The organism is Thermodesulfobacteriota bacterium (assembly GCA_040753795.1).
Lineage (GTDB): Bacteria > Desulfobacterota > Desulfobacteria > Desulfobacterales > Desulfosudaceae > JBFMDX01.
In genome coordinates this window covers 62,126-76,738 of record JBFMDX010000016.1, presented here as the reverse complement: position 1 = coordinate 76,738, position 14,613 = coordinate 62,126, and the positions used below count along the sequence as shown (strand labels likewise).

General features: G+C 57.6%; 18 protein-coding genes and 1 tRNA gene. 17 read left to right on the top strand and 2 right to left on the bottom strand.

What is annotated here, in order from left to right:
• Positions 1-43 precede the first annotated feature (43 nt).
• The 11 genes from AB1724_16135 (at position 44) to AB1724_16085 (ending at position 6,843) form a co-directional block, all read left to right on the top strand.
• On the top strand, positions 44-691 hold the full coding sequence (locus tag AB1724_16135; protein ID MEW6079337.1) for an LptA/OstA family protein: 648 nt from the start codon (positions 44-46) through the stop codon (positions 689-691).
• Positions 692-708: 17 nt separating this feature from the next.
• A complete protein-coding gene (gene lptB, locus AB1724_16130) occupies positions 709-1,431 on the top strand; it encodes an LPS export ABC transporter ATP-binding protein (GenBank protein MEW6079336.1) in 723 nt (240 codons plus the stop codon).
• A gap of 3 nt (positions 1,432-1,434) precedes the next feature.
• On the top strand, positions 1,435-2,868 hold the full coding sequence (gene rpoN, locus AB1724_16125) for an RNA polymerase factor sigma-54 (protein MEW6079335.1): 1,434 nt from the start codon (positions 1,435-1,437) through the stop codon (positions 2,866-2,868).
• Positions 2,869-2,876: 8 nt separating this feature from the next.
• Positions 2,877-3,203 (top strand): ribosome-associated translation inhibitor RaiA, encoded by a 327-nt coding sequence (gene raiA / locus AB1724_16120; protein ID MEW6079334.1) that lies wholly within the window; start codon positions 2,877-2,879, stop codon positions 3,201-3,203.
• 79 nt (positions 3,204-3,282) lie between these two features.
• On the top strand, positions 3,283-3,741 hold the full coding sequence (locus AB1724_16115) for a PTS sugar transporter subunit IIA (protein ID MEW6079333.1): 459 nt from the start codon (positions 3,283-3,285) through the stop codon (positions 3,739-3,741).
• 97 nt (positions 3,742-3,838) lie between these two features.
• A complete protein-coding gene (gene rapZ / locus AB1724_16110) occupies positions 3,839-4,705 on the top strand; it encodes an RNase adapter RapZ (GenBank protein ID MEW6079332.1) in 867 nt (288 codons plus the stop codon).
• Positions 4,706-4,743: 38 nt separating this feature from the next.
• Entirely contained in the window at positions 4,744-5,157 is a 414-nt protein-coding gene (locus AB1724_16105; GenBank protein MEW6079331.1) for a PTS fructose transporter subunit IIA, read from the top strand.
• Positions 5,150-5,632: a ribosomal protein S18-alanine N-acetyltransferase gene (rimI, locus tag AB1724_16100; GenBank protein MEW6079330.1), complete on the top strand. Its 483-nt coding sequence runs from the start codon at positions 5,150-5,152 to the stop codon at positions 5,630-5,632. Before AB1724_16105 ends, rimI begins: the two co-directional genes overlap by 8 nt.
• Positions 5,633-5,646: 14 nt before the next feature.
• Positions 5,647-6,402 (top strand): triose-phosphate isomerase, encoded by a 756-nt coding sequence (gene tpiA, locus AB1724_16095; protein ID MEW6079329.1) that lies wholly within the window; start codon positions 5,647-5,649, stop codon positions 6,400-6,402.
• An 11-nt stretch (positions 6,403-6,413) separates the two neighbouring features.
• The gene (gene secG / locus AB1724_16090; protein ID MEW6079328.1) at positions 6,414-6,740 is read left to right on the top strand and encodes a preprotein translocase subunit SecG; all 327 of its coding nucleotides are present in this window, start codon (positions 6,414-6,416) and stop codon (positions 6,738-6,740) included.
• A 17-nt stretch (positions 6,741-6,757) separates the two neighbouring features.
• Positions 6,758-6,843 (top strand) — tRNA-Leu (locus AB1724_16085).
• Positions 6,844-6,944: 101 nt separating this feature from the next.
• On the opposite strand, the gene AB1724_16080 is transcribed toward AB1724_16085, so the two are convergent.
• On the bottom strand, positions 6,945-8,789 hold the full coding sequence (locus tag AB1724_16080; GenBank protein ID MEW6079327.1) for a hypothetical protein: 1,845 nt from the start codon (positions 8,787-8,789) through the stop codon (positions 6,945-6,947).
• Between the two features lie 191 nt (positions 8,790-8,980).
• On the opposite strand from AB1724_16080, the gene AB1724_16075 reads away from it, so the two are divergent.
• From AB1724_16075 to queC, 5 genes are read left to right on the top strand one after another with little or no spacing between them, the layout of a single operon-like run.
• On the top strand, positions 8,981-9,742 hold the full coding sequence (locus AB1724_16075) for a glycosyltransferase family 2 protein (GenBank protein MEW6079326.1): 762 nt from the start codon (positions 8,981-8,983) through the stop codon (positions 9,740-9,742).
• On the top strand, positions 9,739-10,536 hold the full coding sequence (locus tag AB1724_16070; GenBank protein MEW6079325.1) for a class I SAM-dependent methyltransferase: 798 nt from the start codon (positions 9,739-9,741) through the stop codon (positions 10,534-10,536). The genes AB1724_16075 and AB1724_16070 overlap by 4 nt, the downstream gene beginning before the upstream one ends.
• Before the next feature lie 3 nt (positions 10,537-10,539).
• Complete coding sequence (locus AB1724_16065; protein ID MEW6079324.1) at positions 10,540-10,737, top strand: hypothetical protein; 198 nt, start codon at positions 10,540-10,542, stop codon at positions 10,735-10,737.
• Positions 10,734-11,372 (top strand): radical SAM protein, encoded by a 639-nt coding sequence (locus AB1724_16060; GenBank protein ID MEW6079323.1) that lies wholly within the window; start codon positions 10,734-10,736, stop codon positions 11,370-11,372. Before AB1724_16065 ends, AB1724_16060 begins: the two co-directional genes overlap by 4 nt.
• On the top strand, positions 11,369-12,058 hold the full coding sequence (gene queC, locus AB1724_16055) for a 7-cyano-7-deazaguanine synthase QueC (GenBank protein ID MEW6079322.1): 690 nt from the start codon (positions 11,369-11,371) through the stop codon (positions 12,056-12,058). The genes AB1724_16060 and queC overlap by 4 nt, the downstream gene beginning before the upstream one ends.
• Here queC and AB1724_16050 read toward each other — a convergent pair.
• Positions 12,049-13,281 carry a M48 family metallopeptidase gene (locus AB1724_16050; protein ID MEW6079321.1) on the bottom strand — a complete coding sequence of 411 codons (1,233 nt, stop codon included), beginning with the start codon at positions 13,279-13,281 and terminating at the stop codon, positions 12,049-12,051. The two genes, queC and AB1724_16050, sit on opposite strands and share 10 nt — an antisense overlap.
• Positions 13,282-13,838: 557 nt before the next feature.
• Between AB1724_16050 and AB1724_16045 the strand changes: the two genes are divergently transcribed.
• Positions 13,839-14,435: a hypothetical protein gene (locus AB1724_16045; GenBank protein MEW6079320.1), complete on the top strand. Its 597-nt coding sequence runs from the start codon at positions 13,839-13,841 to the stop codon at positions 14,433-14,435.
• The last annotated feature ends 178 nt before the right edge of the window (positions 14,436-14,613 follow it).

Below are 14,613 nucleotides of genomic sequence, written 5' to 3'. Positions count from 1 at the left end.
TGGGCGGTTCATCAAGCCGGTTGACATCGACAGGACAGATTACTTGAATAGGATTTGCAACAATAGATTCCGGCATGACCGGTGCCAGGGGGTTCGACTCCCGGCCGCCGTGCCGTCGCCGGGCCGAAAGGAAAGAGGACGCTACGGGGGGACCGCGCTGGCGGCATTTCTCTGGGCGCTGCTGGCGGCGATCACCGTCATGACCGGTCCCGCCGCCAGTGAAAACAATCTGGCCGACCTGACCGTTATCGGAGCCATCCGTATCAGCGCCGACGCCCTTACGGTCCCCGGCGGCACGGAAAATTACGCGGAATTCAAAGGGAACGTCCATGCCTTCGGCGACCGCTTTGATATTACCGCCGATCAACTGAAAATTTTCTACCAGCCGTCTCCGGAAACAAAAGGAGACGATATTACCAGTGGCAACAGTCTGACAAAAATCATCGCCAGCGGAAATGTCGTCATCACCTCCGGAGAAAAAATTGCAAAGACGGAAGAGGCTGTGTATGATAAGGCCCAGCAAACGATCATTCTATCCGGCGACAAGTCCATGGTGCTGCAGAACAACAGTTACATCGCCGGCAAAAAAATTATCATGCACCTGGACAGCGAAACGGTCACGGTAGAAAGCGGCGAAGGCAAACGGGTGGAAGCGTTTATCGAACCACGGGACATGAAAAAAGACAATTGATCGGATATGGCGTCGCAATGGCCCTGTTCTCTTTGCGTGATTTGCAGAAAAGCTACGGCGGCAGACGGGTTGTCGACGCGGTCAGTCTGGAACTGCACAGTCATGAAGTGGTCGGCCTGCTTGGCCCCAACGGCGCCGGCAAGACCACGACTTTTTATATTTCCATCGGCATGATTCATGCCGACAGCGGTCGTATTCTGATTGATGAGACTGAAATTACCGGCCTGCCCATGCATCTGCGGGCGCGCCGGGGAATCGGCTACCTGCCCCAGGAATCATCGGTCTTCCGCAAACTGACCGTGGAGCAGAACATCAAAATCGTCCTGGAGTGCCTGAAGTACACCCGGGCGGAGCAGTCCCGGCGGACCGACGCGATTCTCGACGAAATGGGTATCCGCCATCTGTCGCGCCAGCGGGCCAGCCTCCTTTCCGGAGGAGAGCGACGGCGCCTGGAAATATCCCGGGTGCTGGCCATCGACCCGGCTTTCATCCTGCTGGATGAACCTTTCGCCGGAATCGATCCCCTGGCCATCGTGGACATACGGAACATCATCGCGCACCTGACCGAACGCAACATCGGTGTCATGATTTCCGACCACAATGTCAGGGAAACCCTGGGCGTGTGCCACCGGGCCTATATTCTCAACAACGGACGGGTCATTGAATCCGGCACGCCGGAGGAAATCGCCTCCAGCGAAACCGCCCGGCGGATTTACCTGGGGGAAGAGTTCAGGCTGTAGCTTATGGTGCTTGATTTAAGACAACGACTGGGATTAACCCAGCAACTGGTCATGACGCCCCAGTTGCAGATGGCCATCCGCCTTCTGCAGTTAAACCGTCTGGAACTGGTGGATGCCATCCAGCAGGAACTGGCCGAGAATCCGGCGCTGGAGGAGTCTCCTGCTGAAACCGACGGAGAGGAGCAGGCCGAAGCCGAGGCCGAAAAAACAAATGAGAGCAGCGCCGAAAAGGAAGTGTCCATCGAGGATAAAATCACCGATCAGGTGGAGTGGGAAAACTATCTGAATGAATACAATTCCTACGGCAGCGCCCAGTTTGAATCCGAAGAAAAGGAAAAGCCCCAGTTCGAGTCGTTTACCGCTTCTCCCCGGACCCTGAAAGATCATCTCCTGTGGCAATTTCTGATGACCCGGCCCGGCGAGGAGGAGGAAAGGATCGCCAGCCTGATTATCGGCAATATTAATGAGGACGGTTACCTGGAGGCCGGCATCGAGGAAATCGCCCTGGCCGTACCGGCCGCGCCGGAAAAAGTCAGCGGGGTGCTGACGGTCATTAAAACCTTCGATCCGCCGGGAGTCGGAGCGGCCAATCTGGCCGAGTGCCTGATGATCCAGTTGAATCAACTCGGCATCAGCAACCCCGTCATCCGGGACATCATCACCCACCACTTGAAGGATCTGGAAAACAAAAACTACAAGGCCATCACCCGGGCGCTGAAAATCCGGCTGGAAGAAGCCCTGGCCGCCATCAGCGTCATCCGGAATCTGGAGCCGCGGCCCGGCCGCCAGTTCAGGGAAGATGAACCCCGGTACATCATTCCGGACATTTACGTATACAAACACGAAAATGATTTTGTCATCGTGCTCAATGATGACGATCTGCCCCGGCTGAATATCAATCCCTATTACCGGAAAGCGGTTCAGCGGAATTCGGGGACGCCCAGGGAGGCCAAGGAATATCTGCGGGAGCGCATCCGTTCCGCTTCCTGGCTGATAAAGAGTATTCAACAGCGACGCAAAACCATCTATAACGTGATGCAGAGCATTTTAAAATTCCAGCGGGATTTCTTCGATTACGGCATCGCCCATTTAAAACCGATGATTCTCCGGGACGTGGCGGATGATATCGGCATGCATGAATCGACCATTAGCCGCGTCACGACCAACAAATACGCGCATACCCCCCAGGGGGTGTTTGAGCTGAAATACTTTTTCAACAGTTCGATTAACCGGCTTGAAGGGGAATCAATGGCCTCGGCCAGCGTTCAGGAGCAAATCCGGCAAATCATCAAATCCGAAAACACGAAAAAACCTTACAGCGACGATAAAATCGCCGCTATGCTGAAACAGTCCGGCATTGACATCGCCCGGCGAACCGTTACCAAGTACAGAGAGGTTATGGCTATTTTACCGTCAACCAAACGAAAACAATTTTAGGAGGTCATATGCAGGTATCCGTTACCTTTAAAAACATCGAGCCCTCGGAACGCCTCAAGTCCTTTGTTCAGGAAAAACTGTCCAAGTTCGACAAGTTCTTTAACGGCCCGGCCGAGGCCAACGTCATCCTCTCGACGGAAAAATTCAGAAGCATTGTGGAAGTCAGCCTGTCCGGAGACCGGCTGGTCATCAACGGCAAGGAAGAGACCGAAGACATTCATTCCGCCGTCGACCTGGTTGTGGATAAGCTCGAAAAACAGATCAAGAAGAACAAACAGAAGATTAAAGACCATCATCGATCCGGTGCCAGGCGTTCACCCAAAAGCACCGAATAAAACGATCGTATTCTGACATCTTTCGGGAAGACGCGTGTCTTTTTCAGGCAGATGCCATTGACAGGCAAGGCGGTCCAGCATGAAATTAATTGACGTATTAAGAAAAGAAGCCGTTATTTTAGGGCTCAAGGCAACCGACAAGAAGGGCGTTCTGGAAGAGTTGACCGTTCCGGTTGCGGCCATCTCAAAAATCGAGCACAGCCAGCTGGTCCGGATGCTTATGGAGAGGGAGCGCCTCGGGACTACCGGCATCGGCGGCGGTATCGCCATTCCCCACGGTAAACTGCAGAACCTGCCGGCGGAAATCCTGTGCATGGGCATCAGCCAGAAGGGCGTCTCGTTTGAGGCCATGGACGGGAAACCGGTCCACATCTTTTTTCTGCTGTTCACCCCGGAAGGCGCCACGGACCTTCACCTGATGCTGCTGTCGCGCATATCCAAGCTGCTTAAAAATGATATCTTCAAGCAGCGCCTGCAGGACGCGCCGAGCGCCGACGCGATCTGCGACATCGTGGAGGAATTCGACGAGGCCAACTGACGCGAACCGTTCATGGCCGCCTTTCCCGCCAACTCCGCCGCCTGAGGCGGACGATAACCGCCGTGGTCTTACGCCGGAACCTTGCTCGGAATAACTTATGCAGCGTCTTGACATAAAAATCATCACCGGGCTGTCCGGTTCCGGCAAGAGTACAGTTCTGGCGGCCTTTGAAGACGCCGGTTTCTACTGTGTCGACAACATGCCGGTTACCCTGCTTCCCAAGTTTCTGGAGATACCGGTGGAGGCCACGGGAGGCGTCCAGGGCCTTGCTTTTGTCATGGACCTGCGGGAAAAAGACTTTCTGACATCCTGTCCGACCGTGTTCGCGGAGCTGAAAAGCAAACAGTATCAGTTGGAAATTCTCTTTCTGGAAGCCGATGAGAAAATCATCATCCAGCGGTACAGTCAGACCCGGCGTCATCATCCCCTGGCCGACGATAAAGGCCTGGTTCCGGCCATCCGGGAAGAACGGCAGCGACTGGAGGAACTGCGGCAGTCCGCTGATCGCATCATCGACACGTCCCGGTTGACCGTCCATGACCTCAAATCGTTTATTTTTAAACTGCTGCAGAAAAGCACGGCCCGCTCGCCCATGCGGATCCATGTTCTTTCCTTCGGTTTCAAATACGGCGTGCCCCATGACGCCGATATCATCATGGACGTCCGTTTTCTGCCCAACCCCTACTTTGATCCCGAGTTGAAAAACCTTGACGGAAAATCACAAAGCGTCAATAATTATGTGTTGCATAATGGCACCGGCCGGGAGTTTATGTCCCGGTTTCTGGAGATGATCGACTTTCTGGTGCCGTTATACCGCAATGAACCCAAGGCCTATTTAACCATCGCCATCGGTTGCACCGGCGGTCTGCATCGGAGCGTCGCCGTCGCCGAGGCGGTGTATGATCATTTGCGGAAACAGGAGCAACCGGTCGAAATCACCCACCGGAATATCCGGCTGCGGTAACACGATCACAACATCATCAACAACAGTCAGGACACGCCATGACAGGAATTTTAATCGTCACCCACCAGCGCCTGGGAGAAGCCATGATCGAAGCGGCCGAATTCGTACTGGGATTCAAACCGGAAGGAGTAGCAGCCGTTTCCATCGATCTGAAGGAGCCGGCTGAAAAATTGCGGGAAAAAATCGCGGAGGGGATAAAAAGCGTCAAAAGTGAAAAAGGCGTACTGATTCTGACCGATATGTTCGGCGGCTCCCCTTCCAATCTGAGCTACTCCTTTCTGGAGGAAGGCAGAGTGGAAGTTCTGTCCGGCATCAACCTGCCCATCCTGCTCAAAGCCATCAGGGCGCGCCAGGACATGCCCCTGACCGATTTGATCCGGGAAGTCGAGGCCTTCGGCAAAAAAAGCATTTCCATCGCCAGCAGTATTCTCAAGGGGAACAAGCGTGAATGACCCGCGGATTCTGCATACCGTTCCCATCTCGGCGACGGATATCAGCAAAATAGCGGCCGTCGAGCAGCGGTGCTTCCAGGCGCCCTGGAGTCCGACCGCCTGCGCGGCCGAACTTTCCGCGGGAGGCGGTTACGTCACTATCGGGGGGCCGCCGGAGACCATCGCCGGTTATCTGTTTTACCGGATTGTTCTGGATGAAATGCACATCATGAAAGTGGCCACGGACCATCCCTGGCGCAACCGGCGCATCGCCTCCCGCCTTCTTGAAAAAACGGTGGCCCTGGCCGGAGAAAAAGGCCTGCGGCAGGTGTGCCTGGAAGTGCGGGCATCGAACCTGGCCGCCGTCAACCTGTATGTCAAGCACGGTTTTATCCAATCGGGACGAAGACCCGGTTATTATGACAACCGGGAAGACGCGATTTTAATGGTCAGAAAACTTGACGGGAAACGGCCGGTTCGTCCGCGACCGCAATGAAAGGAGAAAAAATCATGGACCAACGTCGCCCGCTCATCGCCGGAAACTGGAAAATGTTCAAGACCTGGCAGGAAGCCAGAGACACGGCCGTGCGCCTGGCCGGGCTGGTGGCCGCCGCCGCCGGCCGGGACATCATGGTGGCCCCGCAGTTCACGGCCCTGGTACCGGTCTGCCAGGCCCTGGCCGGCAGCAACATCGGTGTCGGCGCTCAGGACCTTTTCTGGGAAGCCGAAGGCGCTTACACGGGTGAGGTGTCTCCGTCGATGGTGGCTGCCGCCGGATGCCGCTACGCCATCATCGGTCATTCCGAACGCCGCCAGTATTTCGGCGAAACGGACGACACCGTCAACAGGAAAATCAGGGCCGCCCGGTCAGCCGGACTGATTCCGGTCATGTGCATCGGGGAGACCGGGGAAGAACGTGAGGCGAAAAAAACGTTTTCCGTACTTGACAAACAGATTCAAAACGGATTAAAAGGCTTTGATTTGGACGATATGCGGGATCTGGTGGTGGCCTACGAACCGGTCTGGGCCATCGGCACGGGTAAAACCGCCACCAGTGAACAGGCCCAGGAAGTTCACGCCTATGTCCGTTCGGCGATCCGAAACATGTTCGGTGCTCCCCTGGCTTCAGCCTTGCGCATTCTTTACGGGGGGAGCGTGAAACCGAACAATATCGGAGAACTAATGAATATGGCCGACATTGACGGCGCCCTGGTGGGCGGAGCCAGCCTGGACGCCGATACGTTTGCCAAAATTGTCAATTATTAACGGAAAATAAAATGAGTATTCTGATAACCCTCATTCATGTGATTGTCTGTATCCTGCTGATTGTGATCATCCTGCTCCAGGCCGGAAAAGGAGCGGGCATGGGCGCGGCTTTCGGCGGCGGTGGCAGCCAGACCCTTTTCGGCAGCACCGGCGGCACGTCCTTCCTGGCCAAGCTGACGGCGGGCGCCGCCATTATTTTCATGCTGACCTGCCTGACCCTGGCCTATACGTCGGCCACGCGGAAATCCGAATCCATTCTGACGGATGAGCCGGCGCCGGTAAGCCAGCCGGCGGAGAAAGCGCCCGCGGCGCCACAGCCACCGGCCGCGTCAGAATAGTTGCTTGATCGTTTCCTGCCGAAGTGGTGGAACTTGGTAGACACGCTATCTTGAGGGGGTAGTGGGGCGACCCGTGCCGGTTCAAGTCCGGCCTTCGGCACCAAAAAATTAAAGGCTGTCACCGTAGCCGGCGGCAGCCTTTTTATTTGGTTCTTCTCCAATTCAGTTGGTACGGAGGGCTCAAGGATTCAAGGGGTCGAGGGTTCACTTGCCCCATTGTTCCCTGGCCCCCATTACACGTCGCCGCAGCTGCTGATTGTCGGGCCACCGCTCCAGCGCCTGGTCGATAACCGCCCAGGCCTCCGCTTGCCGCCCGGCAGCCGCCAGAATTTCCGCCTGGCGCCAGAAAGAGGCCGGCATGGCGAAAACAGCGTTGGCCCGGGAAAATTCATCCGCCGCTTCCGACAGACGGCCGGTGGCGACCAGATATTCCCCGTTCATAATGAAATAGGAATAGTCTATGTAAAACCGTTCATAGCTGTTCAGTCCGTTTTCAATCCGTTTCAGATCCTCCTGCCAGAGGCGTTTGTGGTCATGCGCGGCAACCCCCAGCAGCCCGATCAGCCCGGAAAGAGCGATGCCCGTCGCCAACGCCCCGGTCGCGCCGCGGGTCGAAAAAACCCGCTGTCGCCAGGCCCCGGGCAATCTCCTGCCGTACCGGACCAGGATCGTCACGACCAGAACGACTCCGGCCGTCACCATGGCGGCCCCGCCGGGATAACGAATCAGACCGGCAAATTCCTTCATTCGCTGCCAGCCCGCCGGATCGACCAGCAGGCGGGCCTGAATCCGGCATAGCTCGGCCAGCGGATAGAACCGGTTAAGATCGATCCGGCCGGCCACGACATTCAGGCCCAGCAGGATCGTCCAGACAACGAGCAATCCGCCCAGCCAGCGGATCCAGGCCATCCTGATCCGGGCATAGGCATAGGTCAGCCCGAGAAAAAAAATGGGGGTACAATTGACCAGCAGGCGCAGGCCAAAAGAAGCCCCCTGCCACCACATCCGCATGGAAGCGCTGACGGCCAGCTGCAGCATCACCGCCAGCAGCAGGGCGATGCCCCGCCGGGGGTCGTGGCGCGCCATCAGGATCAGGCCGGCCAGGCTGATCATCACGACCGGCGTCCAGACAAACAGGCCATGGTAGGACGACGTCAGAATTTGCGGCAAGTGAAGGTTATAAACATCGATGTTGGCGGCTTCCGGCGCGTGAATCCAGCGGCCGTGCATCACCTTCCAGAGGACCAGCTGGGGAGATACGGCGGTTGCCGCTCCGGCCAGAAAACAGAGCCCCTGGGCCACAATCCGCCGGAAACGAAGGCCGCTTTGCAACTGAAAGAGCAGAAAGCAGAACGGGATCACCCAGAACAGCCCGTCCTGGGTCCGGGTGAGGATGGCGATCCCGCTGAAGGCCCCCAGCACAAAAAACGACGACCGGCGGGCGGGCAGGTCGGGGTCCCGGCTCATCATTTCAAAGGCGTACAGAAACAATGTTACGCCGAAGGCCGAGCATAAATGGGAAACGTGATAATGAATGGCCAGGTAAAAAAAGAACGGCGTTCCCAGCACGACATGCAGCAGGGATACGACGGCGTGTTCCCGGCCCCCATATCGGCTGGCCAGCGAAAAAAGCATCAGGGCGGTCAGAAAACCGTAAAACAGGGACCCCACCGGAAAGACATAAGCGTAAACGCCCCGGTAGCCATCACCGCCGGGACGCAGACCGGCCAGGCCGGCGACATGATCGGCCAGGAAGGCCAGGGCGTAAAACGGTGTCATCAGCAGAGACGTGCCGATGGCGACCGGATTGCCTTCAAGGCCGGTCGCGGAAACATGCCGGGACAGGGGGAGCAGCTGCATGTCGTTGAACTCATTGACCAGCAGAATGTCCCGGTCAAAAAAAGCCGAACGCGGATAAGCGGCATATAAAATACCGTCCGGATTGAGCTGGGTCTTCAGGGATGTGGCCAGAAAGCCGCCGATGATCAGCAGCAGCAATGTCGCGTACAGGCCCTCGCGCCGGGTGATGCGGAAAGCGTTTTCTGCCATGGGATATGGCTCCTCCGGTAATATGGATAGCAAGGTATCCGATCCGCCGACCGGCTGCAACCATAATTCATCGGGCGACGGGTGGTATTTTTTTTTCGAATCTGCTATGTTTTTACCGACCGGCGATTCATCCGGCGCGTGGCGGCATGCCCGGAATCATCCGCCGTCAGTTCTTCACCGGAGATTAAAAGATGTATCGTGACAAAAAAGTCATCGTCGTCATGCCCGCTTATAACGCGGCCGCGACCCTGAAGCAGACCTTTGACGAGGTCATGGACCAGGGCGTCGTCGATCAGGTGATTATCGTCGACGACTGCAGCACCGATGCAACCGTCGCCATCGCCCGGACCCTGCCCGGCGCCATCATCTATACCCACGAATGGAACAAGGGATACGGCGGTAACCAGAAGTCCTGCTACCGTCTGGCGCTGGAAAACGGGGCCGACATCATCATCATGGTACATCCGGACTACCAGTACACCCCCCTGTTGGTTCCGGCCATGGCCTCGCTGATCGGCAGCGGCCTCTATCAATGCGTTCTGGGCTCCCGCATCCTGGGCGGGCGGGCGCTGAAAAACGGCATGCCGGTATGGAAATATATCGCCAACCGCTTTCTGACTTTTACTGAAAATATTATCATGAGCGCCAAGCTTTCCGAATATCACACCGGCTACCGGGCCTTCTCCCGGGAACTGTTGGAATCGTTGCCCCTTGACGCCAATGATAATGATTTTATTTTCGACAACCAGATGATCGCCCAGATTCTCTGGGCCGGTTACACCGTGGCCGAGATCAGCTGCCCCACCCGTTACTTTGCCGAAGCCTCCTCCATCCGTTTCTGGCCGAGCGTTAAATACGGCCTGGGCTGCCTGAAGACCGCCCTCCTGTACCGGCTGGCAAAAACGGGATGGCTATCGCCGGCGATTTTCAAACCGATCCGGAAAAACCCATGAACGATTCCTCCCGCAAGGCCAACCGGTTTCAGGCCTTTTTCCGGTCCGGCGCCTATGTGCTGCTGAAAAACCATCTCTATAATTACCGGCTGCGACAAAAAGCCGTGACGTCCCTGCTGCCGCCGGACAACGCCGGCTGGACCGTCGAAGTCGGCACCGGCATATCGCCGATCTGCTTGCCCGGCGCGCGGACGGTTTACACCGACCTCTCGTTCACGGGTATGCGCTCATTAAAGGCTGCCATGCCGGAAGGGCATTATGTCGTGGCCGACGGCACCGCCCTGCCTTTTAAAGGCCGATCCGTTTCCCGGTGCGTCTGTTCGGAGGTTATTGAACACATCGCCGACGATCTGCTGGCGCTGCGGGAAATGGCCAGGATACTGCCGCCCGGCGGGCGATGCTTCATTACCTTCCCCCACCGGACCGCCTACTTCGCCCATGACGATGTCTATGTCCATCACCACCGCCGATACGACCTGGCGGACATAAGCCGCAAGCTGAACCGGGCGGGTTTCTCTTCGAAGGGAATTCACAAGGTGCTGGGCCCGCTTGAAAAAATCACCATGGTGGCGGTCACGCGGCTGGCCTCCCTGACCGACCGCCGCAAGCCGCGCCGGTCCCTGCCGGATATGCCGCCGGCGGCGGCCCGGTTGGTGGAATTCGCGTTCAAGTGGGGCAACCGGCTTTTCTCGCTGCCGGTCCGGCTGGACGCGAAGCTCATGCCCCGGTCCATGAGTTCAGTTTTGCTGATCGAAGCGGTTCGCGACGGCGATGAAACCATTTTCCGGGGCTGAGGCATGAAACTGATCAGGGAATCCGACCAGACGGCCGACTGCACGCCCTGTCGGCATTACGGTTTTTACCCGGGAGAGTTGCTTCCCCATGTCTGCCGGGCCATGGAATATGCGGGGAAACAACCGGCGGCCGAAACGGTTTTCCATCCCGAAGACGGCCCCTGCCCCCTGTTTGAACCGTCGGGAAAGACCCCGTCATGACCCTGAACGTCAACGAAATATTTTACAGCATCCAGGGCGAATCCCTTGATGCCGGCCGGCCCTGTGTCTTTGTCCGCCTGACCGGCTGCAATCTGCGTTGCGCCTGGTGCGATACCCGTTACGCCTATGACGAAGGCCGGGACATGCCCCTGGCCGGCGTCATGGATCAGGTAGCCGCCTACGGCTGCCCGCTGGTGGAAATTACCGGCGGAGAGCCCCTGCTTCAGGACCGAACCCCGGAACTGGCCCGGGAATTGATCCGGGCGGGGCATCAGGTGCTGGTGGAGACCAACGGCACCCGCGACCTGCGCGACCTGCCGGCGGAATGCGTGAAAATCGTGGATATCAAGTGCCCGGCCAGCGGCGAAAGCGGCCGGCACCGGCCGGACATTCTGGAGCAGCTCACCGCCCGGGACCAGGTGAAATTCGTCATCGCCGACCGGACCGACTATCTTTTCGCCAGCGCGTTTTCCCGGGACATCCGCGATATGCCTCCGGGCAATATTCTTTTTTCTCCGGTCGGAGATGTTCTCTCCGCCGCTACCCTGGCGGATTGGATCCTCACGGATCATCTGGAGGTGAGGCTGCAAGTACAACTGCACCGGATCATCTGGAAGGGAGAGCGGGGAAAATGAGCGCCACGCCTAAAAAAGCGGTTATCCTGTCCAGCGGCGGCATCGACTCCACCACCGCCATGGCCGTGGCGGCGTCCCGGGGATACGACCTGTACAGCCTCAGCTTCGATTACGGTCAGCGCCACCGGGCGGAACTGGCGGCGGCGCGGGCGGTGGCCCGGATGATGGCCGTCCGGGAGCACCTGGTCCTGGACATCGGTCTGGATAAAATCGGCGGTTCGGCCCTGACGGCCGCCATCGACGTGCCCAAATCCGGAAACACCGGTCCGGACGAAATCCCCGTGACCTATGTACCGGCGCGCAACACCATTTTCCTCTCCTGCGGCCTGGCCTGGGCCGAGGTGGTCGGCGCCGGCGACATCTTCATCGGCGTCAACGCCGTCGACTACAGCGGCTACCCGGACTGCCGTCCCCCGTTTATCGCGGCCTTTGAAAAAATGGCCGCTCTGGCCACCCGGGCGGCCGTTACCGGCGGCGGGAAAGTCTCCATCCGCACGCCCCTGATCCGCATGACCAAGGCGGAAATCATCCGCACCGGAATCTCGCTGGGCGTCGACTACTCGATTACCGTCAGCTGCTATGACCCGACCCCGGAAGGACTGGCCTGCGGCCGGTGCGACAGCTGCCGCATCCGCGAGAAAGGCTTCCGGGAAGCGGGGGTCCCCGATCCCACCCGCTATGCCTGAAGCAGTGCCCTGATCCGGTCGGCGACGGGCGGATGGGAATAGTGCAGAAAAACGTAAAACGGGTGCGGCGTCAGATTGGACAGGTTGTCCCGGCTGAGCCGCTTCAAGGCCGCCGTCATGACTTCCGGGCGGCCGGTGGCTTCGGCGGCGAACCGGTCGGCGGCATACTCGTGACGCCGGGAAACATGAAGCATGACCAGGCCGGCGAAGAAATCAATGACCCCGTAAAGCAGGCTGAAAAGCACCAGACCGGCGTAAACCGACGGCCGCTCCACAAAAAACGCCTCAAACAGCGGCGGCCAGGAAATAAACCAGGACAATAGATACAGCATCAGTCCCGTCTGCAGGATGGACACGGCGGTCATCACCGGCAGATGGCGCTTTTTGCAATGGCCGATTTCATGGGCGACAATGGCGACGATCTCTTCGGGCGGGTGCTGACGGATAAGGGTATCAAAGAGAACCAGTCGTTTTTTCGCGCCGATGCCGGCGAAAAAAGCGTTTGACTTGGCGCTACGCCTGGAGCCGTCCATGACAAAGACATTGGCCAGCGGAAAGCGGTTCCGGCGGGCCAGATCCATGACCGCCTCCTTCAACTCACCGTCGTCCAGGGGGGAAAAGCGGTTGAACAGGGGCATGATCCAGGCCGGCACGATCACCTGCAGTATCAACAGGACCGCCGACACCGTCAGCCAGCACCACAGCCAGGCCCGCGGCCCGGCATATTCAAAAAACGCCAGGATCCCGGCCAGCAGCGGAGCGCCCAGGACCAGGGCCAGGGCCAGGGCCTTCAGCCGGTCAACGATAAACAGCCGCGGCGTGGTGCGGTTAAAGCCGAACCGGGCTTCGATCACGAACGTTCCGTACCAGGAAAAGGGCAGTCCCATCAGGCTTCCGGCCCCGGCCAGGAGCCCGATATAAACCAGCCCGGACCCGACCGGTGACCATCCCAGGGCCCGCACCTGTTCATCCAGCCATCCGAATCCGCCCCAGAACCAGAAGGCCAGAAAAGCCGTCAGCTCGACCAGGGTCGACAGCCGCCCCAGAAAAGTCCGCTGGCGCAGGTAGCGCTGGGACCGGGCATACTGGTCCGCGTCATACACGTCCCTGAAACCATCCGGAAGAGCGGGCGAAAGGAACGACAGGTTCAAGCGGTCCGCCATCCACTCGATCAGGGCGTGAAGCAGAACGGCACAGAGAATCAGGACGGCCATCCCATTCATAAAAACATTACTTTCAAAAAATGACATCCTCGTAAAAAGGTCGTTTTTACGATCGCATCAAAAAAACTATCCCGGTTTTGGGGGGAATACAGGTTCAAGTATTCAAAAGCCCTGAACTCAAAGGGTTCGTGGATGAACCAAAACAGGGAAATGGTCCGGCTGGCAATATTTGGCAGCCGGATTCCCATTTTTGTCAACCTATACAGCGGCGGGCGCATTGTCAATCATGGATTTAACATGCTGTTTTTTTGAGATTAAAAGGTATCCCTTTGTTCGTTTACCCGCTGCCCTTGCAAATCAAGGCACAAACCCGTAACCCGATTGCGCCATGGCAAACAACCGGCGCTTGCGCCCGATCCGCTTTTGGTTTTAGAACTATATATATATCAACAGGTTATATTAAATAAATAATTTCCATATTGATGGCATAATTCTTGAATATAGGCATATCAGCCGTCCAAAAACAATTTACCGTACTCACAACCGGGACGGCGCTTTGCCAGGGGCGAAAAGGACCGGGTCCATGGATCCAGACCTCTGGAGAAAAGGAGGCGGGCATGTTTTTCAAGCAGATCATGATGGATGATTCCGGAGCCCTGTCCTACGTCATCGGGTGCCCCAGGGAGAAAAAAGCCTGTGTGGTCAATCCCAAAAAAGATATTCGTGAATATATTGATTCAGCCGCCGCGCACGATCTGCGGATTACCGCGATTTTCGAAACGCCCGGTCACGTCAGGCATAAAAGCGGCCAGGAGAAGCTGGCCGAACTGACCGGAGCACCCGTGTACTTCCTGGAAGGCCGGGAGCGGCATCACGGCAAAAAGGCGCGGGCCGGGATGGTATTTCACTTCGGCGACGCGGAAGTCCGCATCGTCAACAACCCCCAGTACTCGCCGCTTTGCCTTTCGCTGCTGGTGGTCGACCGGACCAACCCGGACAAACCCTGGCTCATCCTGACCCGTAAATGCCTGTATACCGACAGCCTCTTTGCGTCGGAAAATCCTGTAAAAGAACCGACGGAGCGGGCCGGTGATTATTTCGATTACTACGAGCCGGAGCCCTTTGACGGCCTGACGGACAACATGGCCTCGCTGACCCGCGGCATGTTCCAGACCAGCCGCACCCAGATCGCCAAGATGTCGCTCCCGATCTGACGCCGCCCTTCCCGGGTGACAGAAATAAAAAACCGCTTGTCTTTAGCGGCGGATTGGTATATTCACTAACCATCACTGTTCATTTGTCATGACACGCGGCGTATTCCTCTCTCGCGCGGGTGATTCTTGATTCTCTTTCTTTCTGTCTGTCATGCATTGATCGTTTTTCATAATATCG